The 23,762-nt window shown below is 64.4% G+C and carries 20 protein-coding genes, 1 tRNA gene and 3 pseudogenes; 11 read left to right on the forward strand and 13 right to left on the reverse strand.

What is annotated here, in order from left to right:
- Positions 1 to 9 precede the first annotated feature (9 nt).
- A pseudogene (locus tag GJ630_RS02700) lies at positions 10 to 1,361 on the reverse strand (RimK family alpha-L-glutamate ligase).
- 88 nt (positions 1,362 to 1,449) lie between these two features.
- Between GJ630_RS02700 and GJ630_RS02705 the strand changes: the two are divergent.
- From GJ630_RS02705 to GJ630_RS02720, 4 genes and pseudogenes are all read left to right on the forward strand, one after another.
- Positions 1,450 to 2,471: pseudogene (locus GJ630_RS02705) on the forward strand (succinylglutamate desuccinylase/aspartoacylase family protein).
- Positions 2,472 to 2,570: 99 nt separating this feature from the next.
- Positions 2,571 to 2,990, forward strand: a complete 420-nt coding sequence (gene sdhC, locus GJ630_RS02710; protein ID WP_008308928.1) for a succinate dehydrogenase, cytochrome b556 subunit — start codon at positions 2,571 to 2,573, stop codon at positions 2,988 to 2,990.
- Positions 2,990 to 3,355: a succinate dehydrogenase hydrophobic membrane anchor subunit gene (locus tag GJ630_RS02715; RefSeq protein ID WP_008308927.1), complete on the forward strand. Its 366-nt coding sequence runs from the start codon at positions 2,990 to 2,992 to the stop codon at positions 3,353 to 3,355. Before sdhC ends, GJ630_RS02715 begins: the two co-directional genes overlap by 1 nt.
- A 3-nt stretch (positions 3,356 to 3,358) precedes the next feature.
- The gene (locus GJ630_RS02720; protein ID WP_129755225.1) at positions 3,359 to 4,246 is read left to right on the forward strand and encodes a succinate dehydrogenase/fumarate reductase iron-sulfur subunit; all 888 of its coding nucleotides are present in this window, start codon (positions 3,359 to 3,361) and stop codon (positions 4,244 to 4,246) included.
- Positions 4,247 to 4,508: 262 nt separating this feature from the next.
- Here the strand turns inward: GJ630_RS02720 and GJ630_RS02725 are convergent, their stop codons facing one another.
- From GJ630_RS02725 to GJ630_RS02740, 4 genes are all read right to left on the reverse strand, one after another.
- Complete coding sequence (locus tag GJ630_RS02725; RefSeq protein WP_050038155.1) at positions 4,509 to 4,796, reverse strand: hypothetical protein; 288 nt, start codon at positions 4,794 to 4,796, stop codon at positions 4,509 to 4,511.
- Between the two features lie 15 nt (positions 4,797 to 4,811).
- Complete coding sequence (locus tag GJ630_RS02730; RefSeq protein WP_151146016.1) at positions 4,812 to 5,357, reverse strand: DoxX family protein; 546 nt, start codon at positions 5,355 to 5,357, stop codon at positions 4,812 to 4,814.
- 453 nt (positions 5,358 to 5,810) lie between these two features.
- Positions 5,811 to 6,029 carry a ketopantoate reductase C-terminal domain-containing protein gene (locus GJ630_RS02735; RefSeq protein ID WP_050038157.1) on the reverse strand — a complete coding sequence of 73 codons (219 nt, stop codon included), beginning with the start codon at positions 6,027 to 6,029 and terminating at the stop codon, positions 5,811 to 5,813.
- 94 nt (positions 6,030 to 6,123) lie between these two features.
- The gene (locus GJ630_RS02740) at positions 6,124 to 7,473 is read right to left on the reverse strand and encodes a PAS domain-containing sensor histidine kinase (protein WP_191449351.1); all 1,350 of its coding nucleotides are present in this window, start codon (positions 7,471 to 7,473) and stop codon (positions 6,124 to 6,126) included.
- A gap of 248 nt (positions 7,474 to 7,721) precedes the next feature.
- On the opposite strand from GJ630_RS02740, the pseudogene GJ630_RS02745 reads away from it, so the two are divergent.
- Positions 7,722 to 9,547: pseudogene (locus GJ630_RS02745) on the forward strand (FAD-binding protein).
- Between the two features lie 39 nt (positions 9,548 to 9,586).
- Here the strand turns inward: GJ630_RS02745 and GJ630_RS02750 are convergent.
- Positions 9,587 to 9,907: a cupin domain-containing protein gene (locus GJ630_RS02750; RefSeq protein WP_151103458.1), complete on the reverse strand. Its 321-nt coding sequence runs from the start codon at positions 9,905 to 9,907 to the stop codon at positions 9,587 to 9,589.
- Between the two features lie 214 nt (positions 9,908 to 10,121).
- Between GJ630_RS02750 and GJ630_RS02755 the strand changes: the two genes are divergently transcribed.
- Positions 10,122 to 10,223: transfer RNA gene (locus GJ630_RS02755), tRNA-OTHER, on the forward strand.
- A gap of 362 nt (positions 10,224 to 10,585) precedes the next feature.
- On the opposite strand, the gene GJ630_RS02760 is transcribed toward GJ630_RS02755, so the two are convergent.
- On the reverse strand, positions 10,586 to 10,810 hold the full coding sequence (locus tag GJ630_RS02760) for a hypothetical protein (RefSeq protein WP_004592515.1): 225 nt from the start codon (positions 10,808 to 10,810) through the stop codon (positions 10,586 to 10,588).
- Between the two features lie 86 nt (positions 10,811 to 10,896).
- On the opposite strand from GJ630_RS02760, the gene GJ630_RS02765 reads away from it, so the two are divergent.
- From GJ630_RS02765 to GJ630_RS02780, 4 genes are all read left to right on the forward strand, one after another.
- The gene (locus tag GJ630_RS02765; protein ID WP_191449352.1) at positions 10,897 to 11,937 is read left to right on the forward strand and encodes a nicotinate-nucleotide--dimethylbenzimidazole phosphoribosyltransferase; all 1,041 of its coding nucleotides are present in this window, start codon (positions 10,897 to 10,899) and stop codon (positions 11,935 to 11,937) included.
- A gap of 2 nt (positions 11,938 to 11,939) precedes the next feature.
- Entirely contained in the window at positions 11,940 to 13,259 is a 1,320-nt protein-coding gene (locus GJ630_RS02770) for a cobyrinic acid a,c-diamide synthase (RefSeq protein ID WP_191449353.1), read from the forward strand.
- Positions 13,260 to 13,332: 73 nt separating this feature from the next.
- Complete coding sequence (dacZ, locus tag GJ630_RS02775) at positions 13,333 to 14,142, forward strand: diadenylate cyclase DacZ (protein WP_004960990.1); 810 nt, start codon at positions 13,333 to 13,335, stop codon at positions 14,140 to 14,142.
- 2 nt (positions 14,143 to 14,144) lie between these two features.
- On the forward strand, positions 14,145 to 14,939 hold the full coding sequence (locus tag GJ630_RS02780; RefSeq protein ID WP_050007619.1) for a mechanosensitive ion channel domain-containing protein: 795 nt from the start codon (positions 14,145 to 14,147) through the stop codon (positions 14,937 to 14,939).
- Positions 14,940 to 14,945: 6 nt separating this feature from the next.
- Here the strand turns inward: GJ630_RS02780 and GJ630_RS02785 are convergent, their stop codons facing one another.
- The 4 genes from GJ630_RS02785 to GJ630_RS02800 all read right to left on the reverse strand — a co-directional run bounded on the left by GJ630_RS02785 (position 14,946) and on the right by GJ630_RS02800 (position 18,829).
- A complete protein-coding gene (locus GJ630_RS02785; RefSeq protein WP_191449354.1) occupies positions 14,946 to 15,494 on the reverse strand; it encodes a DapH/DapD/GlmU-related protein in 549 nt (182 codons plus the stop codon).
- A 20-nt stretch (positions 15,495 to 15,514) separates the two neighbouring features.
- Positions 15,515 to 17,011 carry a TrkH family potassium uptake protein gene (locus tag GJ630_RS02790; protein WP_191449355.1) on the reverse strand — a complete coding sequence of 499 codons (1,497 nt, stop codon included), beginning with the start codon at positions 17,009 to 17,011 and terminating at the stop codon, positions 15,515 to 15,517.
- A 58-nt stretch (positions 17,012 to 17,069) separates the two neighbouring features.
- On the reverse strand, positions 17,070 to 18,422 hold the full coding sequence (purD, locus tag GJ630_RS02795) for a phosphoribosylamine--glycine ligase (protein WP_064288177.1): 1,353 nt from the start codon (positions 18,420 to 18,422) through the stop codon (positions 17,070 to 17,072).
- 80 nt (positions 18,423 to 18,502) lie between these two features.
- Positions 18,503 to 18,829, reverse strand: coding sequence for a hypothetical protein (locus GJ630_RS02800; RefSeq protein ID WP_014040523.1), 327 nt, complete (start codon positions 18,827 to 18,829; stop codon positions 18,503 to 18,505).
- A 107-nt stretch (positions 18,830 to 18,936) separates the two neighbouring features.
- Here GJ630_RS02800 and GJ630_RS02805 point away from each other — a divergent pair, with 107 nt between their 5' ends.
- Complete coding sequence (locus tag GJ630_RS02805) at positions 18,937 to 21,090, forward strand: thioredoxin domain-containing protein (protein ID WP_191449356.1); 2,154 nt, start codon at positions 18,937 to 18,939, stop codon at positions 21,088 to 21,090.
- 2 nt (positions 21,091 to 21,092) lie between these two features.
- On the opposite strand, the gene GJ630_RS02810 is transcribed toward GJ630_RS02805, so the two are convergent.
- Complete coding sequence (locus GJ630_RS02810; protein ID WP_050038165.1) at positions 21,093 to 21,482, reverse strand: thioredoxin family protein; 390 nt, start codon at positions 21,480 to 21,482, stop codon at positions 21,093 to 21,095.
- A gap of 108 nt (positions 21,483 to 21,590) precedes the next feature.
- On the reverse strand, positions 21,591 to 23,753 hold the full coding sequence (locus GJ630_RS02815; protein ID WP_014040526.1) for a beta-glucosidase: 2,163 nt from the start codon (positions 23,751 to 23,753) through the stop codon (positions 21,591 to 21,593).
- Between the last annotated feature and the right edge of the window lie 9 nt (positions 23,754 to 23,762).

Below are 23,762 nucleotides of genomic sequence, written 5' to 3' on the forward strand. Positions count from 1 at the left end.
AACGCGTCGCTACTCTTCGCTCTGCTCTTCTTCCTCTGTTTCCACGTCTGACTCGTCGTCCGCACGGCGGGTCACGTCGACCTGATAGTGCTTGAGGATGTCCCGACCCAGCAACAGCGGATAGTCCATGTGCCCGCGGTCTTCGACGCTGGCGGTGACGGTGTGCTGGGTCCCGCCGACGCCGACGACGAGGTCGACGACCGGGCGCGAACGACCGGACTTGAGGCTCCCTGATTTGATCTTCACGATGTCGAGAATCGGCCCCGTTCCGATTTCCGCGGCGAGCTTGGCGTCGATACTGGTTCTGGTCGCGCCAGTGTCGGATTTCGCGAGGACGGACTTTGTCCCCTGCGTCCCGGTGACGACAACCTCCTCGATGTAGCCGACGACGACGTTCTCCTGTGCTTTCGGCTGTGGCTTCTTCGGCGTACACGCAGGCTTGGAGTCGTCAAGCCGGTCGGAGAGTCGCTCGACGGTTTCCTCGTCGACGCTTCCGCCAGCCCGCTCGATAGCGAGCTGAGCGATGTAGGGGGCAGGACTGACGCCGCTGGCCTTGAACAGGCCGCGGAACCCGGCGGTGGGGTTCACTTCGAGCACGTAGTAGCCGTCGTCGCTCTGGACGATGTCGACGCCGGCATAGTCTAGACCGATAGCCTCGACCGAGTCGAGCGCGATTTCCCTGACCCGCTCGGGGAGTTCGCCCGTCATATCCTCGACCTCGCCGCCGAGCGCAACGTTCGTCCGCCACTCGCCTTCGGGCGCGTAGCGGTTCATCGCGCCGACGATCCGGTCGCCGACGACGTACACGCGAAGGTCGTGGTGGCGCTGCTCGTCGTGTTCCATGTACTCCTGTAAGAACGCGTAGCGGCCGCCGACCTGGGCGTTGACCTGGTTTTCCAGATCGACCATCCACGTCCCGCCGCCGTGGGTGCCGATAGCCGTCTTGTACACCGCGCGGTCACCGAAGCGGTCCCGTTCCTCGTTCAGCAGGTCGCTCGACAGCGCGAGCAGCGCGTCCGGGACCGGGACGCCGGCGTCGGCCAGCGCGGCAGCGCTGGCGAACTTGTGCAGTGCCGTCGTCGCCGCCATCGGCTCGTTCAACGTCGGTGCGAGCCGGCTGATAGTCATCCCGAGCCCGATCCCTTCCGCGGGATGTTCGTCGCTGGAAAGTAGCAGACGGTTCGCGACCACGTCACACTCGGTTCGAGTGTCATTTCGCCGTCAGCAACGCTGATCGCGGTGTTTTCGGTGCGAAGCCACTCCGTGTCGTAGCCCATCTCGTCGACCGCGTTCAGGATGGCCTTCGACTCCTTGCTGGAGTGGAGGCTGAGAACGCCGACTGTGATATCCTGGTCGCTCATGCTGTCGACTTCTGTCGGCCACAGTATAGATGTACGGATACTCGCTTGTCCCGGAGGGGTTTTAGCCGCCGACTCTCGTTGTGATGGCATGGAAGAGGCCAAGCCGTTCACCTTCGACGGCGGCCGCGTCAAACCGGGGGAAACCCGCAACGTTCGCTACACGGTCAGCGAGACGTATCTGGGGGACGCCGTCCGGATGCCGGTTACCATCGTCAACGGCGAGCGGCCCGGTCCGACAGTGTTTCTCACCGCAGCGGCCCACGGCGACGAACTCAACGGCATCGAGGTCGTCCGGGAGGTGGCCCACGAGTGGAACCACGACGGGCTGGCGGGGACGCTGGTCTGTCTGCCGGTGTTGAACGTCCCGGCGTTTCTGGCACAGGAGCGGTACCTGCCGATCTACGACCGGGACCTGAACCGCTCGTTCCCCGGCGACCCCGAATCGACGAGCGCGAAACGGATGGCCCACGAGATTTTCCGGAACTTCCTGGCCCCGTGTGACGTGGGCCTCGATTTCCACACGTCCACGCGCGGGCGGACGAACATGCTCCACGTCCGGGCGAACATGGACGACCCCGAGGTCGCGCGGGTCGCGAACGCCTTCGCCTCGAACGTCATCATCTCTTCGGAAGGTCCGTCGGGGTCGCTCCGGCGGGAGTTGAGCGATTCGGGCGTCCCGACGATCACGATAGAGATGGGCGAAGCCACCGGTTCCAGCGGCCGCTCATCGACTCGGCGCTTGATAGTGTTCGGTCGGTGCTGGCGGAGTTCGGCCTGCGGGACTCCGACACCGTCCGGTGGCCGGGCTGGCGGACGGTCATCGACGACAACGGCGAGAAAACCTGGATCCGCGCGGACTCGGGCGGCCTGGTAGACATGCACTACGACCGCGGCGACCTGGTGTACGAAGACGACGTGATATGTACGATCACGAACCCGTTCAAGACGGAGAACACGCTGATGCGTGCGCCGTTTACCGGCCTGCTGGTCGGCGTCCTCGAGAACCCACTGGTGTATCCTGGCAATCCCCTCTGCCATCTGGTCCGACTTGATGACCGGATACAGCGGGCGATCGAGTGGAATCGGCGGACGAACGACGACGATTGGTAACTGCGGAGTAGTCAATTGACGAACGTCTTCGGGCGGGATTCCGGTGATACGCGTCCGTTGTAGAAACTACTATCTGTCCCCGGACTAACCCCCCAGTGTATGAGTCAGTCTTACAATCGCGGCACCGTCGAGGACTTCGGACGGTGGCGGGAGTTCACGGCCGGGATGTGGGCCTGGATCTTCCACAAGTTCACCGGCTGGGTTCTCGTGGGCTACCTGTTCACCCACATCGCGGTGCTGAGCACTGCGGTCGGCGTCGATCCGGCGAGCGCGCAGGCAGGCAGCGACCTCTACACCAGCACGATCAGCGGCCTCGAATCGCTGCTTATCGTCCGGTTCCTCGAAGTCGGTCTGCTAGCCGTCGCCGTCTTCCACATCCTCAACGGCATCCGATTGCTGATGGTTGACCTGGGTGTGGGGCTGGAATCGCAAGACAAGAGCTTCTACGCGTCGCTCCTGCTGACGGGCGCTATCGTCGTCGCCAGCGTGCCGACGTTCCTCGGGGGGAAGCTAGCCTGATGGCTGAACACTACTCCTCCTTCGACCGTGGCGGGCGTCGCTGGCTGTTCCAGCGGCTGACGGCAGTGTTCCTCGTCGGCGTGCTCGCGTTCCACTTCATGCTGTTGCACTTCGTGAACCACGCCGCCGACCTCACCTTCCTGGGTACGCAGGCCCGAATGAACCGACCCTGGTATCTCATCACGATGTGGCTGTTCCTCGTCACCGCCACGTTCCACGGCGTCAACGGCGTGTACAACGCGCTGGTCAACCAGGGACTCACCGGCTCCCGGAAGAACGCAGTCAAATACCTGCTCGGCATCGCCGGCATCCTGCTCATCGTGCAGGGGACCCGCGTGTCGCTGGCCATGACAACCCTCGTCTGAACTATGAGTACGCAAATCGAACAACAGGAAACCGAGACGGAGGCCGACGAAGAGACAGAGCCCGAGGTCCAGTCCCCGGGCGACCGTCGGCGCGCACAGCGAGACGAACGACAGGCACAGGAGCAGGCCCAGCGGGAAGTCGAAGAGGAGACGCTCGACGACGAGGACACGATTACGCTGAAAGTGTTCCGTTACGACCCCGAAGTCGAGGGGAAGCAGGAACCTCGCTTCGACGACTTCAGCGTGCCGTTCCACAAGGGGATGACCATCCTCGATGCGCTCATCTACGCGCGGGACCACTACGACTCCTCGCTGACCTTCCGACACTCCTGTCGACAGGCTGTCTGTGGGTCGGACGCCCTGTTCGTCAACGGCAGGCAGCGCCTCGGCTGCAAGACGCAGATCTCCGAGCTTGAGGACCCGGTCCGCATCGAGCCGCTCCCCCATCAGGAGGTCGTGAAGGACCTCGTTGTCGATATGGAGCACTTCTACGACCAGATGGAGGCCGTCGAGCCGTACTTCGACGCCGACGAGACGCCGGACGACAAGCTCGAAGAGCAGCGCCAGACCCGGGAGAACCGCGAGAAGGTCAAGATGTCCACGCGGTGTATCTGGTGTGGCGCGTGCATGTCCTCGTGTAACATCGCCGCCGGCGACAACGAGTACCTCGGCCCCGCCGCCATCAACAAGGCCTACCGCTTCGCGATGGACGAGCGCGAGGGCGAGAACCGCAAGCAGGAGCGCCTGCGCATCATCGAACAAGAACACGGCGTCTGGCGCTGCCAGACCCAGTTCTCCTGTACCGAAGTGTGTCCGAAGGACATCCCGCTAACCGAGCATATCCAGGAGCTCAAGCGGGAAGCGGTCAAGAACAACCTGAAGTTCTGGTGACTTCAGCGTAGTATACCCGATACGCTACTTCTGCCGTGCTCCGCTGATCGAACGAACCGATGACGGGCAGAGGGTTGTGACCTCGGGGACACCCGCCCTGAAACCGTTCGTGTACGAGCACAGGTGTTCGGTACGCCCCAGTTGCCTCTCCCGATTGAGACTACTAGCGGCCGCGAAGACAGTTCTGACACCTGAAGCACAGTGTGAGACGATGTCTACGAAACCATCTCTCGGATTCGAAAGCGAAGGAAAGTTGCTGGGGCTACTCGGCCTGCCCAGCACGTATGTCTGGCTGAGCGGTGCCGGGAACGCGTCCGCCAACGGCCACCTTGTAGATGGCGTAGACGGCCCAGATGAGAAACCCCAGGAGGATGATATACGACCGGATCTCGAGCGGAACGAGGGCATCGTGCACGACTTGCCCCTCGCCGGAGACGGGGTGGGTACTCCCCAGGAACATTTCCACGAGGCCGATACCAACCGTACCGAGAAGCACGAGGCCGCCGCCGACGTACATAGCGATCTTGTCTGCTGTAGTAAGGTCACTCATATTTTGGCACCTCCATTAGCCGATGAGGTACTGAAGCCGCGGGTGGTTCTTGACGAACTCGGTGTTCTGCAGGTACGCGTCGATGCCGAGGACGCGCCCGGCACCGAGGGTGGCAATCATCCCGAAGATGAGAATGCCCAGCAACTCGCCCGTGACGACGCCGTGAGACCAGGCACCGGTCTCGCCGTTGATGAAGTAGAAGAACACCATCATGAACGCGCCGAAGAACGCTGCTGTCCGGGTGAGCGCCCCGAAAACCAGTCCCAGGCCGATCAGCACCTGACCGATCGGGACCGCGACGTTGGTGAACGCCAGTCCGGCGCCACTACTGAACAGAGTGACGATGGGACCGAGACTCGTTCCCTGGGCGGCGCCACCAACGAACCAGCTTGCGTCGAACGGCCAGCTAGCGAGTTTGTCGAGGCCGGCGTGTAACAGCCACCAGCCGCCGACCAGCCGCATAATGACCAGCCAGTAGGCCAGCCACGGTTGTGACACGCTGAACGTGACGTCTTGCCCGAGCATCCGGGTTTGAATATTGGTGAGGTCGCTGGTTGCCATATGTTTCCACACTATTTGGTAACATGGTTATATGTATTCAATTTTTGCCTATACGATGAGTGTCAAAAATCCGTTTAACACGTCGGTATTAAACGAAGAGATACCTGCACCACCAACAGCTGTGCCTACGGGGCCAGTCGAGACACCAGTCCCACCAGCGGAGACGCTGATTCTCGGCGCGAATTAGAGAGAACAGACGAGTGCAACCCCGAATCGTGGTGGGTGGGCGCATCACGCCACATCCCAGTATCGAAGGCACGGGGAACCGCCCACCCCGGTATCCGAGTGTACCGAACCGGCCGCAGTCCCGCAGGTCGACCGACTCCGAGCGGTAACGCTACGTACAGCGACAGGTGCCGGGGCGGTGGGCCCACAGTTCGGTGCGGACCGCCCCCAGCTCTCACTGTCACCTGTGTGCAGGTGTACTGCTTTGCGGTCAGCGGACCCCGCGACTCAGTCGCTCCCGTCGGCCCACGGCGGCAGAATCGCGGTCAGGGCCTCGTTCATCGGGGCCGCGACGCCAACATCGTCGGCGTGGCGGACGACCGAGCCGTTGAGCGCGTCGAGTTCCATGGGCTTGTCGTGGGTCAGGTCGTAGTCGAGCGAGGAGTACATCCCCGGGTCGAGGTCCTCGGCGAAGTCGAGACACTCCGAGACCGTATCGTCGGGCAAGTCGAGAGACGGAGTTTCATACTCCGTAGAGCTACAGCGAACCGGGTGAAATGGGCTTGGGCGGCGACCACAGCCGTCAAACGCAAAAGCGTACTCAGTTATCGCGACAGATGAACTCGAAGCGCGCACCGCCGCTTTCGCTGTCGGTCGCGATGACTTCCCAGTTGTGTGCATCGACTATCTGTTCGACGATGCAGAGGCCGAATCCGGTCCCCTCATCGGCCGTCGAGTAGCCGGGTTCGAACAGGTCCGCGGTGCCGTCGGAAAAGCCCGTTCCGTCGTCCGTAACGTAGAATCCCCACGATTCCGTCCCGACAGTGACAGTCACGTCGTCGCCACCGTGTTCGATAGCGTTCCGAAAGAGGTTCTCGAGTAGTTCCAGCATCGCCCCCTCGTCGGCTTTGATGCTGTCGGCGGTCTCAGTTTCCAGCGTCGCGTCCTGTGTGTCGACCATCGACCAGGCCCGTTGCGAGAGGGTGCTGAGGTCGACTGTCTCGATCTCCTCCGGGTCGACGCCCTGTTTGGCGAGCACGAGCAAGTCGTCGATGAGCGTGTACATCCGGTCGATGCTCCGTTCGGCGCGCTCGAAGTGCGCGTCTTCCCCTGTCTCACGCGCGAGTTCGAGCGAGCCATCGAGGACGTCCAGCGGGTTCCGTAGGTCGTGACTAATCGCGTCCGAGAACCGCTCGAGGCGCTGGTTCTGTCGCTCGAGTTCCTGTTCGCGCTGTTTCCGCTCGGAGATGTCGCGAGTCGTCACGACGACGTGGTCTTCCAGCGGGCCGCTCTCGACCTGCTGGCCGCGGGACTCCGCCCAGATCCAGTCGCCGTCTGCGTGGCGATAGCGGTGCTCGATGACGGCGATATACCCCGGGTCGTCTATCATCCGGCCGAACTCGGTGAGGGCGTTCGAGAGGTCGTCCGGATGCACGTACTCAAAGAGGTCCGAGTCCTGCATCTCGTCTTGCTCGTAGCCGAGGACGCGTTCCACGGACGGACTGATGTACTCGACATTGCCTTGCTCGTCGAACACAGTGAGCACGTCGGAGGTATGCGTGACGAACTGGCGAAACTGGGCTTCGAAGCGCGGTCGGTCGCTGACGTCGCGGGAGGTGAACACCAGGCAATCGCGGTCTGTCTCGGTGTCTGATGAGACGATGGTTTCGAGCCAGACCCAGTCGCCATCGGCGTTCCGGAACCGGTACTCGGCCCCGTCGTCCTCCCGTTCGCCCGTAAGCGTGGCGAGGACGCGATCCGTATCCTCCGGGTGGACGAGATCCAGCCAGTTCGTGCCGACGAGCGACTCCATATCGTACCCTAACACGCGTTCGATCGCTGGGCTCACAAACCGTATTATCAGTTCTCCATCAGTAACTGTCAGTACTGAGGGTGCCTCGGCTAACACCGCTTCGAAGTCATCAGTTGACGTGAGATACTGGTCTGGCATCAGGTTTGAGACGGGTCAGCGCCCGTAGTGGGACTATCCGTCGGGTCTAGTATCAGTAGTTGGTTCCTAAGTATTCACAGCGCGTGATATAATTCCATCGGATAGGTCAAGAATTCAGTCTCCCTGACAAGACATCCCGATACCAGGAGCGGGATGCAACCCACTAGTGGAGCCATACTCGGTAACGCAACAGGGAGCTTAAGTTTGGCTAATCCTAAGCCGAAACCACGCCAAGAGACACTCTCACAATGTACGAACACGATGTCATCGTGGTCGGCGCGGGTGGCGCTGGCCTCAGGGCGGCTATTGCAGCGGACGAAGAGGGTGCAGATGTGGCCCTCGTGACCAAGCTCCATCCAGTTCGGAGCCACACTGGTGCCGCGGAGGGTGGAATCAACGCCGCCCTTCAGGAAGGGGACTCCTGGGACCTCCACGCGTACGACACGATGAAGGGGTCAGACTACCTCGGCGACGCCCCTGCCATCGACACCTTCGCCAAGGACGCCCCGGAAGAGGTCATCCAGCTCGAACACTGGGGGATGCCCTTCTCCCGCGAGGACGACGGCCGCGTCTCCCAGCGGCCGTTCGGTGGCCTCTCCTATCCGCGGACGACGTACGCCGGTGCCGAGACCGGTCACCACCTGCTGCACACGATGTACGAGCAGGCGGTCAAGCGCGGTATCGAGGTGTACGACGAGTGGTACGTGACCCAGCTCGCGGTCACCGACCACGACGACCCCGAGGACCGCGTCTGTCACGGCTGTGTCGCCTACGATATCAAGTCCGGCGAGATTCAGGGCTTCCGCGCGAACAACGGCGTGATTCTCGCAACCGGGGGCCTGGGCCAGGCCTTCGACCACACCACGAACGCCGTCGCCAACACCGGCGACGGCTGTGCGATGGCCTACCGCGCCGGCGTCCCGATGGAGGACATGGAGATGATCCAGTTCCACCCGACCACGCTGCCATCGACGGGCGTCCTCATCTCCGAAGGGGTCCGCGGCGAGGGTGGGATCCTCTACAACGACGACGAGGAGCGGTTCATGTTCGAGCACGCTACGCCAACAACGAGGGGGAACTGGCCTCCCGCGACGTGGTCGCTCGTGCCGAACTGACCGAGGTCAACGAGGGCCGCGGGGTCGAAGACGAGTACGTCGACCTCGACATGCGCCACCTCGGGGAGGAACGCATCCTCGACCGTCTTGAGAACATCCTCCACCTCGCGGAGGACTTCGAGGGCGTCGACGGCCTCGACGAGCCGATGCCGGTCAAGCCCGGCCAGCACTACGCCATGGGCGGCATCGAGTGCGACGAGAACGGCGAGACGTGCATCGACGGCCTCTACGCGGCCGGCGAGACGGCGTGTGTCTCGCTACATGGCGCGAACCGGCTCGGGGGCAACGCCCTGCCGGAACTACTCGTGTTCGGTGCCCGCGCCGGCCATCACGCCGCCGGCAAGGACATGAAGACCGCCGAAATCCAGACCGGCCCCTCCGCCAAGAGCGAGCCCGGCGACGTGGAGCCGCCGGTCGAACCCGGTGCCATCGACGCCGGCAGCGACGACGTCGCCGCCGACGGAGCGGCTGTCGAGCCAAAGGCGGTCCTCGAAAGCACCGTCGAGCAGGAGCGCCAGCGCGTCGAGGACCTCATCGAATCCGACGGCATCAACCACGCCGAGGTCCGCGCGGACGTGCAGGAGACGATGACCGAGAACGTCAACGTGTTCCGGACCGAAGCGGGTCTGGAGAAGGCCCTTCAGGACCTCCGGACGGCGCGCAAGGAGTACGAGAACGTCGCCGTCGAAGACCCGTCCCGGACCTACAACACGGACCTCATCCACACTATCGAGACCCGCAACATCCTCGACGTGGCAGAGGCCATCACGCTCGGCGCGCTCGCACGCGAGGAGTTCCGTGGCGCACACTGGCGTGCGGAGCACCAAGAACGCAAGGACGACGAGTGGATCAAGCACACGATGCTCGCCTGGAACGAGGGTACCCCCGAACTCTACTACAAGCCCGTCATCCTCGAAGGCGACGAGGAGACCTACGAGCCGAAAGTCCGGTCGTACTGACGACCTGACCACCGGCGACGATATCTGTTTCTGCGAGTTTCAGGGTGCGCCGACGAGGACGAACGTGCTCTCTGTGTCGCCGTTGTGAATCGTTCGCTCCGCTTCCGGCGGGAGACTGATCGCATCGCCAGCAGCGAGGGCCACATCTTCGCCGTCAACCTCGACAGTCGCTTCTCCCTCGATAAGGACGTACACCTCCTCGTGGCCCTCGTCGGCGTGGTCGTGCGGTTTGCCGGTCCAGCCGGCCTCGCAATCCAGCACAGTGACGCCGACCTGCTCACAGTCCAGGGGGTCTCGGAGGAAGTGCATCGCATCGGCCACCGGTTCCACATCGGTGTAGTTGACTTTCGTGTAGCTCACAGACACAGGTGTCGCCGGCCAACACAAAATAAGTTGTTGTGGATTCGAAAGGAAAAGCTGCAGAGGCGGATACCGCTCCCGCTCTGGGCGTTGCCATTGGTGAGATACCGGATGAGCGACCGGCTCAACGGCACTCGAGTGTCGGCAGCGTTGACTGCGGAAACACCCGGAATCATCACTTACTTGGTTGTCAGGAACGTATTACTGATAGCTTGGAAGGGTGGCTCAGTGGTAGAGCGCTACCGACCAACATGCCAGAATCGGTTGGTAGTTACCCCGCAAAGGGCTCCGCGTGGTTCGACTCCCGCCCCTTCCATTTTCCGTCGGTTCGTCGTGAGCGGAGTAGCCGGCTCCGGGTGTGCCACACTGGCAAGTCGGATCTGACAGTTGAGCCGCCTGGAACTACCCCAGTAGGGTTGACTATAGCTATCGGGTACGAAAACCGTCGATGTGGAAGCCGACACCTCACCGGAAGTGGAAAGGTAAGGAATGTGGGGGTGGGGGGTGGGGTGGTGCGGCACCAGTGTGGTGCCTATTGCGAAAAACGGGAGGAGATGTATAAAAACCCATTGCTGTGATTATCACAGTTGATATTGGGGTGAGATGCTGTTGCCGGATTCTACACTACTGGCGTAGAGAATTGGCGGAGGACCAACGAGATGACACCTGTCCCGGCAGTTACTTGTGGGTAAACAACACGACGTTCCCATCGTTGATAGTCGTACAGAGGTCCATCTCGAAATCGAGATTGAGGGAGGTGAACTCCTGCTTACAGACGACCATATCGTCGAACGGTTCTTCACAGGATGGACAGGCCACAGCCGTCGTGTTCTGGTAGGAAGCGATCGCCTCGTTGTCCTCACGCGGCGTCAACGACGAGAGGAGTTCGTCAAAATCGTCCATGTTCGGGGAACCGCGGGCGTACGGTATAAATCATGCGCCGCCCCAGCACCAAGGTATTAAAGTTCACTTGTGGTAATACAACTACAATGACTTCACCCGGTGGCGGAACGCGCTTCGCACTCGTCGCAGGAACCACGGAGACCGCGGATCGGGCGGGGATCAGCGCCGCCGGAGCCGATCCCGAACTAATGTCGGTAACGCCCGCCGCAGACGCTGAATTAGTGACATACGGCACACCAGTTCGGACGGACGTGACACCAGTCAGTCCGAGCGGCTGTCCGACGCCGGCGCTGGTGACACGGGCCGCCCGAGAAGTCCTTGGATTTGATGTCACAGTTGTCGACGGGGGTCTGGCAGAAAAAACAGGGGCACCGACAGTCTCGGTCGGCGCACGCCCGGGAAAAGACATCGCAGAGCAGGACCCGGTGTCGACGGCCCACGGGGCGTTCGCGGCCGCCAGACAGTTCGGCCAGTCGCTCCCGGCCGACGAGCTGTATCTGGGCGAAACCATTCCCGGCGGGACGACGACGGCACTCGGCGTCCTCCGTTCGCTGGGCGAGGACGGGATGGTCTCCTCGTCGCTCCCCGAAAACCCCACAGCGCAGAAATCGGAGGTGGTCGCCGAGGGACTGCAAGCAAGTTCGCTGGAACCGGGCGACGCCGCGAACGAACCGAAACGGGCGGTCCGCCGGATGGGTGACCCCGTCCTGGCAACGCTCGCTGGGCTGACCGCAGGAGCCGTCGAGAGCGATACCGCCGTAACGCTTGCCGGCGGCAGTCAGTGCGTCGCCGTCGCTGCGCTGGTCCGCCACGGCGGCTACGAGGGACCGCTCGGACTGGCGACGACGAGCTACGTGGCCGACGACGAGAGTGCCGACGTGCGGGCGTCGGCTGACCGACTCGACCTCGACCTGACGGTGACAGACCCCGGCTTCGACCGGAGCGATCACGTCGCGATGGAGCGGTTTGTCGCCGGCGAGGCGAAGGAGGGGGTCGGCATGGGCGGCGCGCTGGCGCTCGCCGACCGCGCCGGCATCCCGATGGCGGAGGTCCGTGACCGCTTCGCGGCCATCTACGACGACCTGATCGGCGACGCGCCCACAGCAACGGCCGAGGAGAGGACGTGAACATGGAGGGGTTCGTTCTCGCCGGCACAAGCTCCGGCGTCGGCAAGACCGTTGCCACGCTGGCGACCTTGACAGCGCTCGAAGACGCCGGGTATCAGTCCCAGCCGGCCAAGGCCGGCCCGGACTTCATCGACCCGAGCCACCACGAGGCGCTCGTCGACACGCCGTCGCGGACGCTCGACCCCTGGCTCGCGGGCGAGGACGGGATGCGCCGGACCTACTGGCGCGGCACGGGCGATATCTGCATCGTGGAGGGCGTGATGGGGCTCTACGACGGGACGAAGACGTCGACGGCAGCGGTCGCCGAGGGGCTGGACCTCCCGGTCGTTCTGGTCGTCGATGCGAAAGCCGGCATGGAGAGCGTCGCCGCGACGGCGCTGGGGTTCGCGCAGTACGCCGACCGCATCGGTGTCGACATCGAGGTGGCTGGCATCCTCGCACAGCGCGCCCACGGCGGCCGACACGCCGACGGCATCAGGGACGCGCTCCCCGAGGGCCTCACCTACTTCGGTCGGATTCCGCCGATGTCGGACCTAGATATTCCGGACCGCCATCTCGGGCTACACATGGGCTCGGAGGCCGGGCTCGACCGCGACGCGCTCTCGACGGCGGCGGAGACCATCGATATCGAACAGCTGGTCGACGTGGCACGGGAGCCACCGGAAGTCGCGCCTCAGGGAAAGGACAGCGACGGCGTGGCGGCCGACCACCGAATCGCCGTCGCGCAGGACAGCGCGTTCTGTTTCATCTACCCCTCAGTACTCGAACGACTCCGGTCTGAGGCGTCCGTCGAGCCGTTCTCGCCGGTCGCCGGTGACTCGGTGCCCGACGCCGACGCCATATATCTGCCCGGCGGCTATCCGGAACTCCACGGAGAGTCGCTCGAAACCGGCGGCACACTCGACGAGATAGCCCGTCGTGCCGCCGACGGCGTCCCGGTCTACGGCGAGTGCGGCGGCCTGATGGCGCTGTCGGAGTCGCTGACGACGACCGACGGCGACACCTACGAGATGGCTGGAGTTCTCCCCGCAGATATCGAGATGCAGGACCGGTATCAGGCGCTCGACCACGTAGAGCTAGCGGCGCAGTCAGACACCGTTACGGCTGCCGCCGGGAAACGACTCCGCGGACACGAGTTCCACTACTCCGCTGCGACCCTCGGCAGCGACGCGTCGTTCGCCTTCGACATGGTTCGGGGCGACGGCATCGACGGCGAACACGACGGGCTCACGGAATACAACACCGTTGGCACGTACTGCCACTGCCACGGAGAGAGCGGCGCGTTCGACCGTCTGCTGGCAGTACCCTCGAAGGATATCTGACGCGGTGCCCCACCGTCGGACGCGTGGCTGACTGCCCGCAACCTTTTTTTCGACAGACAGCGTCGTTCTGATAATGAACGAGTTGCGCGACCTGCTCGGAGACCTGGTCGCAGACGTCGATGCCGTGTTCCTGTTTTCCCCGAACGCGTCGTTCTTCGAGGAGTTCGACGACGTTGACGAGGAAATCGTCGTCGTCGGCCCGGAGAACACCCTCGATGCGGAGCCGTTCGTCGAACTGCCGATCGACTTCACCGACCTCGAAGGCCGCCTCCGCTTCGGTATCGAGGGCGCGCTGGAGCAGGGCATCGTCGACGAGGGCGACGAAGTGCTCTGCGTGACCGAGGTACTGGACGGTGCCGAGAACACGCTCGTGCGGGTCCAGACCAACGACTTCTCCCCCTCCGGCGTGTACGACATGTTTGTCAACTCCAGGGCGGACGCGAGCGTCGTCCGGGACGTGTTCGAGGTCGCTATCGAACTGGGGAAGAAAGGCCAGAAGGGCAAGCCCGTCGGTGCCCTGTTCGTCGTCGGCGACGCCGGCAAGGTGATGAACAAGTCCCGGCCGCTGTCGTACAACCCCTTCGAGAAGTCCCACGTCCACGTCGGCGACCCCATCGTCAACGTGATGCTCAAGGAGTTCTCGCGCCTCGACGGCGCGTTCGTCATCTCCGATGCCGGAAAGATCGTCTCGGCGTACCGCTACCTCGAACCCTCGGCAGAGGGGGTCGACATCCCCAAGGGACTCGGCGCTCGGCACATGGCGGCTGGCGCGGTCACCCGTGACACCATGGCGACGGCTATCGTTCTCTCGGAGAGCGACGGGCTCGTACGGGCGTTCAAAGGCGGGGAGTTAGTCCTCGAGATCGATCCCGAGGAGTACTGAGGATGCAGTTTGGTTTCGACTGGGCAACCATCATCCGGCAGGTGTTCTCGCCACAGGGAACGTTCGTCTTTTCGCTCGTGGTACTGGCGTTTGGCATCGTGCTCGGCTATCTCGTCTGGCGCTCGTCCCGGCGGTTCATGCGCGAACTCGGTGTGCCAGAGGCAGTTGAGGGGACACCGTTCGAGCGGACGGCGCGGGGACTCGGCACATCAACTGTCGGCATCGTCTCGAACCTGGCGGCGCTGTTTATCTACATTACGACGGTCACCGCCGTCCTCAACATCGCGCAACTGACAGACCCGGAACTGTACTGGGCCCGCTTCACGTCGTTCCTACCTGACCTGTTTATCGCCCTGTTCGCCGTCATCATCGGCCTCATCGCGGGCGACAAGGCCAAGCTCATCGTCTCCGAGCGACTGCGCAGCGTCAAGATGCCCGAGGCGACGGTCCTGCCAGAAGTCGTCAAGTACAGCATCTTCTATCTGGCAGTGCTCATCGCGCTCGGCCAACTGGGCGTCGAAACCCTTGCGCTGCTCATTCTCCTCGGGGCGTACGCGTTCGGGCTGGTGTTCGTCTGTGGACTGGCACTGAAGGACATCCTGCAGGCCGGTGCAGCCGGTCTTTACCTCCTGTTGACAGAGCCATACAGCATCGGGGACGAAATTGTCATCGGTGACCAGAGCGGCATCGTGCAAGAAGTCGACATCCTCGTCACGCGTATCGAGAGCGACGGCGAGGAGTACATCATCCCGAACAAGCGCGTGTTCAACACGGGTATCGTCCGTATCCGCAGCTAAGTGAGGTTACGCTTCTTCGGTTGTCTCGTCGTCCGCGCCCAGCGGTTCGGCCGGGACGCCAGCAACGGTCGTCTCTGGCGGCACGTCGGCAGTCACGAGCGAGTTCGCGGCGACCTGTGCGCCCGGGCCGATTTCGACGCCGGGAAGCACAATCGCGCCCGCACCAATCATGGCCCGTTCGCCGACAACGACTTCGCCAGTGCGGTACTCGTCCTGCAGGAACTCGTGACACAGCAGCGTCGCGTCGTAGCCGATGATTGCGTGGTCCTCGACGGTGATGAGTTCGGGCCAGAACACGTCCGGTGTCGACTCCAGCCCCCACGCGACGCCGTCACCGACGGTGACACCGAGCCGCGAGAGTAGCCAGTTCTTCAGCCGGAGGCTCGGCGAGATGCGACAGACGAGGATGACGACGTAGTTGACCATCACCCGGAGCGGGTGTTTGGCGTCAGGCCACGGGAACAGGGAATTGTGCGGGCCGGGCGTCGGGTGCTGGGTCAGACCGTCATGTCGTGGACCACTCACGTCCGTCGTGTATGGGGCCGCGGTAATCAAACCCGTCGGCTCGCCGGCGGTCACCGCTTCCAGAACGTCGGTGTCAGTAGCACCAGCACGGGGACGATCTCGATGCGGCCGACCCACATCAGCAGTATCATCAGCACCTTGCTCGACCGGGCAAAGCCCTCGTAGGTCCCGTAGGGGCCGGCCTGCCCGAACGCCGGACCGATGTTGAAGAACATCGACGCGGCGGCGCTGAGGGCCTCGAACTCGGTTATCGGTGCGCCCGCCCGCTCGCCGTCGGCCACGAGCAGGACAGTGCCGAGTATGAAAAACACCAGCGCGACCAGCGTGTACGCATACACGTCGCGGACGGTGTCCTCGTCGACGATTTCCCGTCCCAGTCGGACCGGGCGGACACTCCAACGGTGGGCCGAAACGTTCAGGTCCCGCCAGAAGGACTTGGTGACGATGAGCCAGCGCAGCGTCTTGATAGAGCAGGTGGTGCTTCCGGCCATCCCGCCGATGAACATCATCACGAAGAGGACGTTCTTTGCGCCGGCCGACCAGGTGTTGAAATCCGTTGAGGCGTAGCCCGTCGTCGTGACGATGGCGGCGGTCTGGAAGACGGCGTGGCGAACCGTCGCCCCGACGCCACCGGTGAATCCCTGATCGAGCACGAGTAGGCCGCCGATGAGCAGGGTGCCGACCCCGAGAATCCCCACGTAGAAGTGGAACTCCTCGCTCTGCCGGAGTCGGTCAGTGTCGCCCCGAACGAGCGCGTACAGCAGGACGAAGTTCGTTGCGCCGACGATCATGAACAGCGTCACCGCCCACTGGACGGGCGGGGAGAACGCGCCGATGCTCTCGGCCCGTGGGGAGAAGCCGGCCGTCGCGATGGCGGTGAACGCATGAGCAATCGCGTCGAAGAGGGTCATCTTCGGGGCGAGGCCGCTCACTCCCAGCGCGAACAGAATAGCCGCCGCAGCAGCTGTCAGACCGAGATACAGCAACCCCAGGATGCGCGCCGTATCCTCGATGCCGGGCGTAAGCTTTGTCACATTCTCGGTCCGCGTCTCCGTCTCCATGAGCTGTGCGCCGGCGACCGAGAGCCGCGAGAGCACGGCCGTCGCGAGCAACAGGACGCCGAGGCCGCCGAGCCACTGGAGGACCTGCCGCCACATCAGCAGTGCCTGCGAGTGGGCGTCGAAGTCCCGGATAACGGTCGCGCCCGTGGTTGTGATGCCGCTCATTCCCTCGAACAGCGCGTTGACGGGGGTGGCGAAGACGCCGGTCCCCTCAAGGAACAGCGGTATCGCGCCGACCACGGCGATGGACAGCCAGGCCAACGACACCGTCAGGAACGCCTCGCGGTCGTCGATGCGCTCGCGCTGGAGGCGAGCGAGCGCTGTGCCGACGCCCAGCGTAATCGCTATCGTGACGAGATACGGTAGCGGCGACTCACCGTACAACACAGCCACCAGTGCGGGAATCACCAGCGGAACGGCCAACCACTGCAAAATCGCACCGAGAACGTTCAGCGACGACCGCACGTCGACAGTGGTCAGTGCCAAGGGCGTTCACCGCCCGGCGATTTTCCGGCGCGTGACCGCTGACGCTGCCACCACGCGCTCAGTCCGCGCCGCCGCGGATGTCGTTCATGTGGTCGATACGCTGCTGAACCAGATCGGCTTTACCGATGTCGTGGCGGACCCGAAGCCCCTCCGTGCCGGCCCGTTGGAGTGATGCCTCAGCGATGGCCTCTGCGTCGCCAATCGTTTCGGCCAGGCCGACGACGGCGTAGGATCGCGACGTGGTCGTGTAGATGCCGTCCTCGCGGTCATCGACGCTGGCGTAAAACAGCAGCGCCTCCGGGGCCGTCTCCGCGTCGTCGCCGGACTGCTCGCGGTGGTCCTGCACGACTTCCGCGATGACGTCGTCGTCGATGGTCACCTTCGCACCGGCGTCGGGGTCGGTCGGGTAGCCGTCCGGGACGGCGTACTTGCAGACGGTCGCCATCGGGCGGAAAGAGAGTTGCGGCAACGGCTCCTCGTCGCGGGCGGCAGTCAGCACGTCGAGGAAGTCCGTGTTGAGCACCGGCAGCGTGTTCATCGCCTCGGGGTCGCCGAAACGGGCGTTGAACTCCACGACGCGGGGCCCGGTCTCGGTGAGCATGAACTGGCCGTAGAGAACACCTTTGTAGCCCTCAAGCGCGTCGACGGTCGCCCGGAGCACGTCGACGGCGTCCATGTAGTCATCCTCGTCCATGAACGGGAGGTGGAGGCTGGAGTCCGAATAGCTCCCCATCCCGCCGGTGTTCGGCCCCTCGTCGCCCTCGTAGGCGCGCTTGTGGTCCTGCACCGCCGGCGTGACGCGCAGTTGGCCGTTGGCGACAAAGGCCTGGACGGTGAACTCCTCGCCGACGAGGCGCTCCTCGAGGACGACGCGGTCGTAGTCGGAACTCCGGAGGTATTCCTTGGCCTCCGCGGCGGTACACTGGTCGCCGATGACACGGACGCCCTTGCCGCCGGTGAGGCCGGCGGGCTTGACCGCGAGGTCGCCGTCGTACTCGTCGATGTACTCGCAGGCGGCGTCCATGTCCTCGAACGTCTCGAAGTCCGGACAGCCGGGGATGTCGTGTTCCCGCATGAACCGCCGCTGGAACGCCTTGTCCGTCTCGATGCGAGCCTCCGCCTCCTGTGGCCCGAAGGTGTAGACGCCGGCGTCGTCCAGCGCGTCGGCGACCCCGGCTGCAAGGGCCGCTTCGGGTCCGATGACGGCGAGCGTCGCGTCGACCTCCTGGGCGTAGGTCGTCACTGCCGTCGGGTTTGTCGTGTCGAGTGCCTCGAAACCGTCGGCCAGTGCGACAATACCCGGGTTCCGGTTGCCGGCACAGGCGTACAGCTCCCCCGGCGAGTCCGCGAGCGAGCGCGCAATCGCGTGTTCCCGGCCGCCGCCACCCACGAGCAGCACTGTCTCTGTCATACTCGAAGGCCGGATTGGCTCTCACCTAAGTATTGTCTTTTCGGGGGTTCAGGGACGCCCTCGATGGCCCCGAAGCCGACTCACTCACGCTCTTGGAGGTCCTCGATAGCCGCCTCCTGCTCGCTCCGAGTGAGGCCGCCGGCCTCGGCGAAGCGGCCGTTGTACTGCCACTCAGGAATGGCGTCCCACGCCGACCCGTCATCGGTGTTGCCACCCCGTTTCCAGACCCACACCGTGGTCAGGGCGAGGCCCCCACCGATTGCCACACCGAACGACTGCAGGACAGTGAGCCCCAGCACGCTGAGCCCGGCGGCGACCACTGGGCCGAAAAAGAAGACTGTGACGACGGCGCCGACGAGAAACTGCCGCTTGCGACCCGACAGCGAGAGGGATACCGTCTTGCTCATGGCAAATAGTCATCATATCTACGCAAATTTCTTGTGATAACCTCGGTCCGAGAGAGACAGTCACGGAGGACACACCCCTTTTGAGTCCGGCACTCCGAGAGACAGGCATGAGCGACACGACGGACCCGACATCTCGCAATCGACTCGACGAGGCAGAGAGCCCGTATCTCCGCCAGCACGCGGACAACCCCGTCAACTGGCAGCCCTGGGACGAGCAAGCCCTGGAGGCCGCCAAGGAACGGGACGTGCCCATCTTCCTCTCGATCGGCTACGCGGCGTGTCACTGGTGTCACGTCATGGAGGAGGAGAGCTTCGAGAACGAGGCCATCGCCGAGCAACTCAACGAGCACTTCGTCCCGATAAAGGTCGACCGCGAGGAGCGGCCGGACCTCGATTCGGTGTACATGAGCATCTGCCAGCAGGTGACCGGTGGCGGTGGCTGGCCGCTGTCGGCCTGGCTCACGCCCGAAGGCGAGCCGTTCTACGTCGGGACGTACTTCCCGCCGGAGGAGAAGCGCGGCCAGCCGGGCTTTGGCGACCTGCTCCAGCGGCTCGCCGACTCGTGGTCGGACCCCGAACAGCGCGAGGAGATGGAGAACCGCGCCCAGCAGTGGACCGAGGCCATCGAGAGCGACCTCGAAGCGACGCCGGCCAACCCAGAGGACCCAGCGGAGGATATCATCCAAACTGCCGGAACGATTGCCCACCGCGGCGCGGACCGGCAGGACGGCGGCTGGGGCTCCGGTGGCCCGAAGTTCCCCCAGAACGGGCGGCTCCATGCACTTCTGCGAACCCACGCGGACGGCGGCCAAGAGGACTACCTGACCGTCGTTCAGGAGACGCTGGACGTGATGGCCGACCGGGGACTCTACGACCACGTCGGCGGGGGCTTCCACCGCTACGCGACGGACCAGCAGTGGGCCGTCCCGCACTTCGAGAAGATGCTGTACGACAACGCCGAGATCCCGCGGGCCTTCCTCGCCGGCTACCAGGCCATCGGCTCGGAGCGCTACGCGTCGGTCGTGCGAGAGACCTTCGAGTTCGTTCAGCGCGAGCTGCAACACCCCGACGGGGGCTTTTTCAGCACGCTGGACGCCGAAAGTGCGCCACCTGAAGATCCGGATGGCGACAGCGAGGAAGGGCTGTTCTACGTCTGGACACCCGAGCAGGTCCACGACGCCGTCGATGACGAGACTGACGCTGACATCTTCTGTGACTACTACGGCGTCACTGAGCCGGGCAACTTCGAGGGGGCGACGGTGCTCGCCGTCCGGAAGCCGGTGTCAGTGCTGGCCGAGGAGTACGAACAAAGCGAGGACGAAATCACGGCGAGCCTCCAGCGCGCACTGAACGAGACGTTCGAGGCCCGCGAAGAACGTCCGCGGCCGGCCCGCGACGAAAAGGTGCTGGCCGGCTGGAACGGTCTGATGATTCGGGCGCTCGCCGAGGGCGCGATTGTCCTCGATGACGCCTACGCCGACGTGGCCGCCGACGCCCTCTCGTTCGTTCGGGAGCACCTGTGGGACGCCGATGCGGAGCGACTCAATCGCCGCTACAAGGACGGCGACGTGGCCATCGACGGCTATCTGGAGGACTACGCGTTCCTCGGCCGCGGCGCGCTGACGCTGTTCGAGGCGACCGGCAACGTGGAGCACCTCGCGTTCGCGATGGACCTCGGCCAGGCCATCACCGAGGCGTTCTGGGACGACGACGAGGGCACGCTCTTTTTCACGCCGACCGGCGGCGAATCGCTGGTCGCGCGACCCCAGGAACTGACCGACCAGTCGACGCCCTCCAGCACCGGCGTCGCCGTCGACCTCCTGCTGTCGCTATCCCATTTCAGCGACGATGACCGCTTCGAGACGGTCGCAGAGCGGGTCATCCGCACCCACGCCGACCGCGTCTCCTCGAACCCGCTCCAGCACGCCTCGCTCACGCTAGCGACGGATACCTACGAGCAGGGTGCGCTGGAACTGACGCTGGTCGGCAATCAGCCCGATTATCCGAGCGAGTGGACGGAGACCCTCGCCGAGCGGTACGTCCCGCGCCGCCTGCTGGCTCACCGACCGGCCGACGAGGGCCGCTTCGAGCAGTGGCTCGACGCGCTCGAACTGGACGAGTCGCCGCCGATCTGGGCCGGCCGCGAGCCGGTCGACGATGAGCCGACGGTGTACGCCTGCCGGAACTTCGCCTGTTCGCCGCCGAAACACGACCTCGGGACGGCGTTAGACTGGGGCACAACGGCCGACGACGGAGAGTAGCCTCACGCCATCGCGTCTTCGATCTGGTCGGCGAGAGACACGGCGATAGGGACCGGCTCCTCCTCGACAAAGCGGGCTATCTCCTCGCCGTCGTGCTCGACGACGACCGTCGGAATGAGTTCGATGTCGTACTCCTCGACATGTGGTCCGGTTTTCGAGCCGTCGTCTTCCTTCTCGACGGGATAGTGGTGAATCTGGGCGTCCGGGATATGGGCGGCTTTCAGGGCCGCGCCGAAGTCGGGGAGCTGGGCCCGGCAGTCCTTGCACCAGTCGCCGCCCCAGATCTTGTACTCGAACTCATCAGCGTAGTGTGTGAGAACGTCGACGGTGTCGGAATAGGCGTCTTCGACCCACACCGGGTTCGGCTCCATGGTTTCGAGCGTTTGACTCATAGCTGGCTGTATGTAGTCAGGGGGCTTGAAATCCCCGGCCGTGAATTTTCCGCTTCAGACGGGCTCCAGCGGAAAATCGGTGTTTCAGCCGAGGCGAGTCCGGACGCGCTAGCGGTCGACTCGGACAGTCGTCCGAACGTCCCGAGACGACCGGCCGATTTCGACGGTGTAGGTCCCGGAATCGACTGTCCAGCCGGAATCCGTGTCGTACCGCGAAAACGCCAGGTCGTCCAATGTCAGTTCCACCGTCTGCCGTTCGCCGGCGTCCAACTGCACGGCCTCGAACCCGGTGAGTTCGCGCTCCGGGCGGTCGGCGTCAGCCGTGGACGGCGGTCGGACGTAGGCCTGGACGACCTCTCGACCCGGCCTGTCGGCGACGTTCTCGACGGGGACTGCGACAGTCTGCTCGTCCGTTGCTTCGGCATCGCCGTACTCGAACGCCGCGTACGAGTGGCCGTGGCCGAACGGGTAGGTCGGGTCCACATCCGCGTCGTCGAAGTGTCGGTAGCCGATAAAGACGCCCTCATCGTAGTGGACTTCGTCATCGACACCGGGATAGCGGCGTTCAGTCCCTGCAGTCGGATACTCGCTTTCTGGGGCGAACGTGACCGGGAGCCGACCGCTCGGATCGCGGTCGCCATAGAGGACGGCGGCCGCCGCGTCCCCGTCCGCCTGCCCGGGATACCACTGTTCGAGGACCGCGGCCACGTCCTCCCGCCACGGGAGTTCTACGGGGCCGCCGGACCTGACGACGACCACGGTGTTCTCGTTGGCTGCGGCGACGGCCGAAACGAGCTCGTCCTGCTGGCCCGGCAGCGCCAGCGAATCGCGGTCCCGCGCCTCCGTCGTCGCGTCGCGGACGAACACGACGGCGACATCGGCGGACTCGGCTGCCGTGACGGCGTCGTCGAGCGATGGTTCCCGGTCGGCTGTGTCGCCAGCCGCACCGTCGGTTTCGTCGTCCTCGCCGACGAACGGCAGGAGGTCGAACAGCGAAACGGATTCGATTTGCGGGACGCCGAACGCTGTCGTGACTGCGCCCTCGGAACGAGATTCGATCCCGTCGACCGGGGTAACCGAGTGGATCGGCGTTGTTTCTGAGGAGCCACCACCGCCCAGTTTCGGCTCGTCGATATTCGGCCCGATGACGGCCACGTCCGCCCCGTCATCCAGCGGCAGGACGCCGTCGTTGTCGAGCAACACGGTTCCGCGGGCCGCAACGGCCGAAGCGATATCTCGGTGTCGCTGGCTGTCGAGTTCGCCCACCGACGCGTCGCTGCTTTCACCGGCTTCGGCAGTAGTCCGATTACTGTCCAGCCGCCCGAATCGATCTATCTGGCCGAGAATCCGCCGAACCATGTCGTCCAGCCGGCCGGCCGGGACTTCGCCGCCGTCGATGGCATCGGCGAGCGGGTCGCCGAACAGGCCCGCCCGCGTTGCGTCCGGGATGCCGTCGGGCCACTCGAACTCCTCGTCGCCATCCGCGGTGTCGCTGTCGGCGGCTTCCGCTGCGCCGGGGGCCGCCACGCCGGGCATCTCCAGGTCCATGCCTGCATTCGCCGCGTCGACGGTGCTCTCCAGTCCGTACCAGTCCGAGACGACGTAGCCGTCGAACCCCCACTCGCCTTTGAGTACGTCGCCGACGAGGCGCTCGTGGTCGCTCATGTGCGTGCCGTTCACTCGGTTGTACGCCGTCATCACCGACCCGACGCCGGCGTCGACGGCCGCGCGGAACGGCGGGAGGTACAGCTCTCGGAGGGTCCGCTCGTCCACTTCGGCGCTAACGGTCGTGCGGTGTGTCTCCTGGTTGTTTGCGACGAAGTGTTTCACTGTCGCCGCGATATCCGCGGACTGAATGCCGTCGATAAGGCCGGCCCCGACAGCGCCGGCGTGGACGGGGTCCTCGGAGAGATACTCGAAGTTGCGACCGCAGTGTGGAATCCGGATGATGTTCACGCCGGGCGCGAGCAACGCGTCCTGATCGAGCGCCGTCGCCTCGCGGCCCATCGCCGCTCCCTGTCGCCGAGCCAGGTCGAGGTCGAACGTCGCCGCGGTCGCAATCGACGCCGGAAAGGCGGTCGCACGTTGGCCCTCAGCGCGGATTCCCAGCGGCCCGTCGACGAGGCGAAACGGCGGAATCCCGGCCGCCTCAACGCCAGAGATGTATCCCGTCGCTGTGCCTTCCGGGTCGGTTGCGCCGCGAACGAGCGCGAGTTTCTGTTCGCGGGACAGCCGGGCGAGCACCGCTCCAATGTGGTCGTCGTCAGCCATATCGCAGTT

The sequence above is a fragment of the Haloarcula sp. CBA1122 genome (assembly GCF_009741785.1).
GTDB lineage: Archaea > Halobacteriota > Halobacteria > Halobacteriales > Haloarculaceae > Haloarcula > Haloarcula hispanica.

Coding starts and splice junctions, on each gene's coding strand:
- GJ630_RS02730 (WP_151146016.1), bottom strand. CDS start 5,357: ATGGCAACCAGCGACCTCACCAATATTCAAACCCGGATGCTCGGGCAA.
- GJ630_RS02725 (WP_050038155.1), bottom strand. CDS start 4,796: ATGAGTGACCTTACTACAGCAGACAAGATCGCTATGTACGTCGGCGGC.
- GJ630_RS02715 (WP_008308927.1), top strand. CDS start 2,990: ATGGCTGAACACTACTCCTCCTTCGACCGTGGCGGGCGTCGCTGGCTG.
- GJ630_RS02765 (WP_191449352.1), top strand. CDS start 10,897: ATGACTTCACCCGGTGGCGGAACGCGCTTCGCACTCGTCGCAGGAACC.
- GJ630_RS02770 (WP_191449353.1), top strand. CDS start 11,940: ATGGAGGGGTTCGTTCTCGCCGGCACAAGCTCCGGCGTCGGCAAGACC.
- sdhC (WP_008308928.1), top strand. CDS start 2,571: ATGAGTCAGTCTTACAATCGCGGCACCGTCGAGGACTTCGGACGGTGG.
- GJ630_RS02720 (WP_129755225.1), top strand. CDS start 3,359: ATGAGTACGCAAATCGAACAACAGGAAACCGAGACGGAGGCCGACGAA.
- GJ630_RS02800 (WP_014040523.1), bottom strand. CDS start 18,829: ATGAGCAAGACGGTATCCCTCTCGCTGTCGGGTCGCAAGCGGCAGTTT.
- GJ630_RS02805 (WP_191449356.1), top strand. CDS start 18,937: ATGAGCGACACGACGGACCCGACATCTCGCAATCGACTCGACGAGGCA.
- GJ630_RS02760 (WP_004592515.1), bottom strand. CDS start 10,810: ATGGACGATTTTGACGAACTCCTCTCGTCGTTGACGCCGCGTGAGGAC.
- purD (WP_064288177.1), bottom strand. CDS start 18,422: ATGACAGAGACAGTGCTGCTCGTGGGTGGCGGCGGCCGGGAACACGCG.
- GJ630_RS02740 (WP_191449351.1), bottom strand. CDS start 7,473: ATGCCAGACCAGTATCTCACGTCAACTGATGACTTCGAAGCGGTGTTA.
- GJ630_RS02810 (WP_050038165.1), bottom strand. CDS start 21,482: ATGAGTCAAACGCTCGAAACCATGGAGCCGAACCCGGTGTGGGTCGAA.
- GJ630_RS02780 (WP_050007619.1), top strand. CDS start 14,145: ATGCAGTTTGGTTTCGACTGGGCAACCATCATCCGGCAGGTGTTCTCG.
- GJ630_RS02815 (WP_014040526.1), bottom strand. CDS start 23,753: ATGGCTGACGACGACCACATTGGAGCGGTGCTCGCCCGGCTGTCCCGC.
- dacZ (WP_004960990.1), top strand. CDS start 13,333: ATGAACGAGTTGCGCGACCTGCTCGGAGACCTGGTCGCAGACGTCGAT.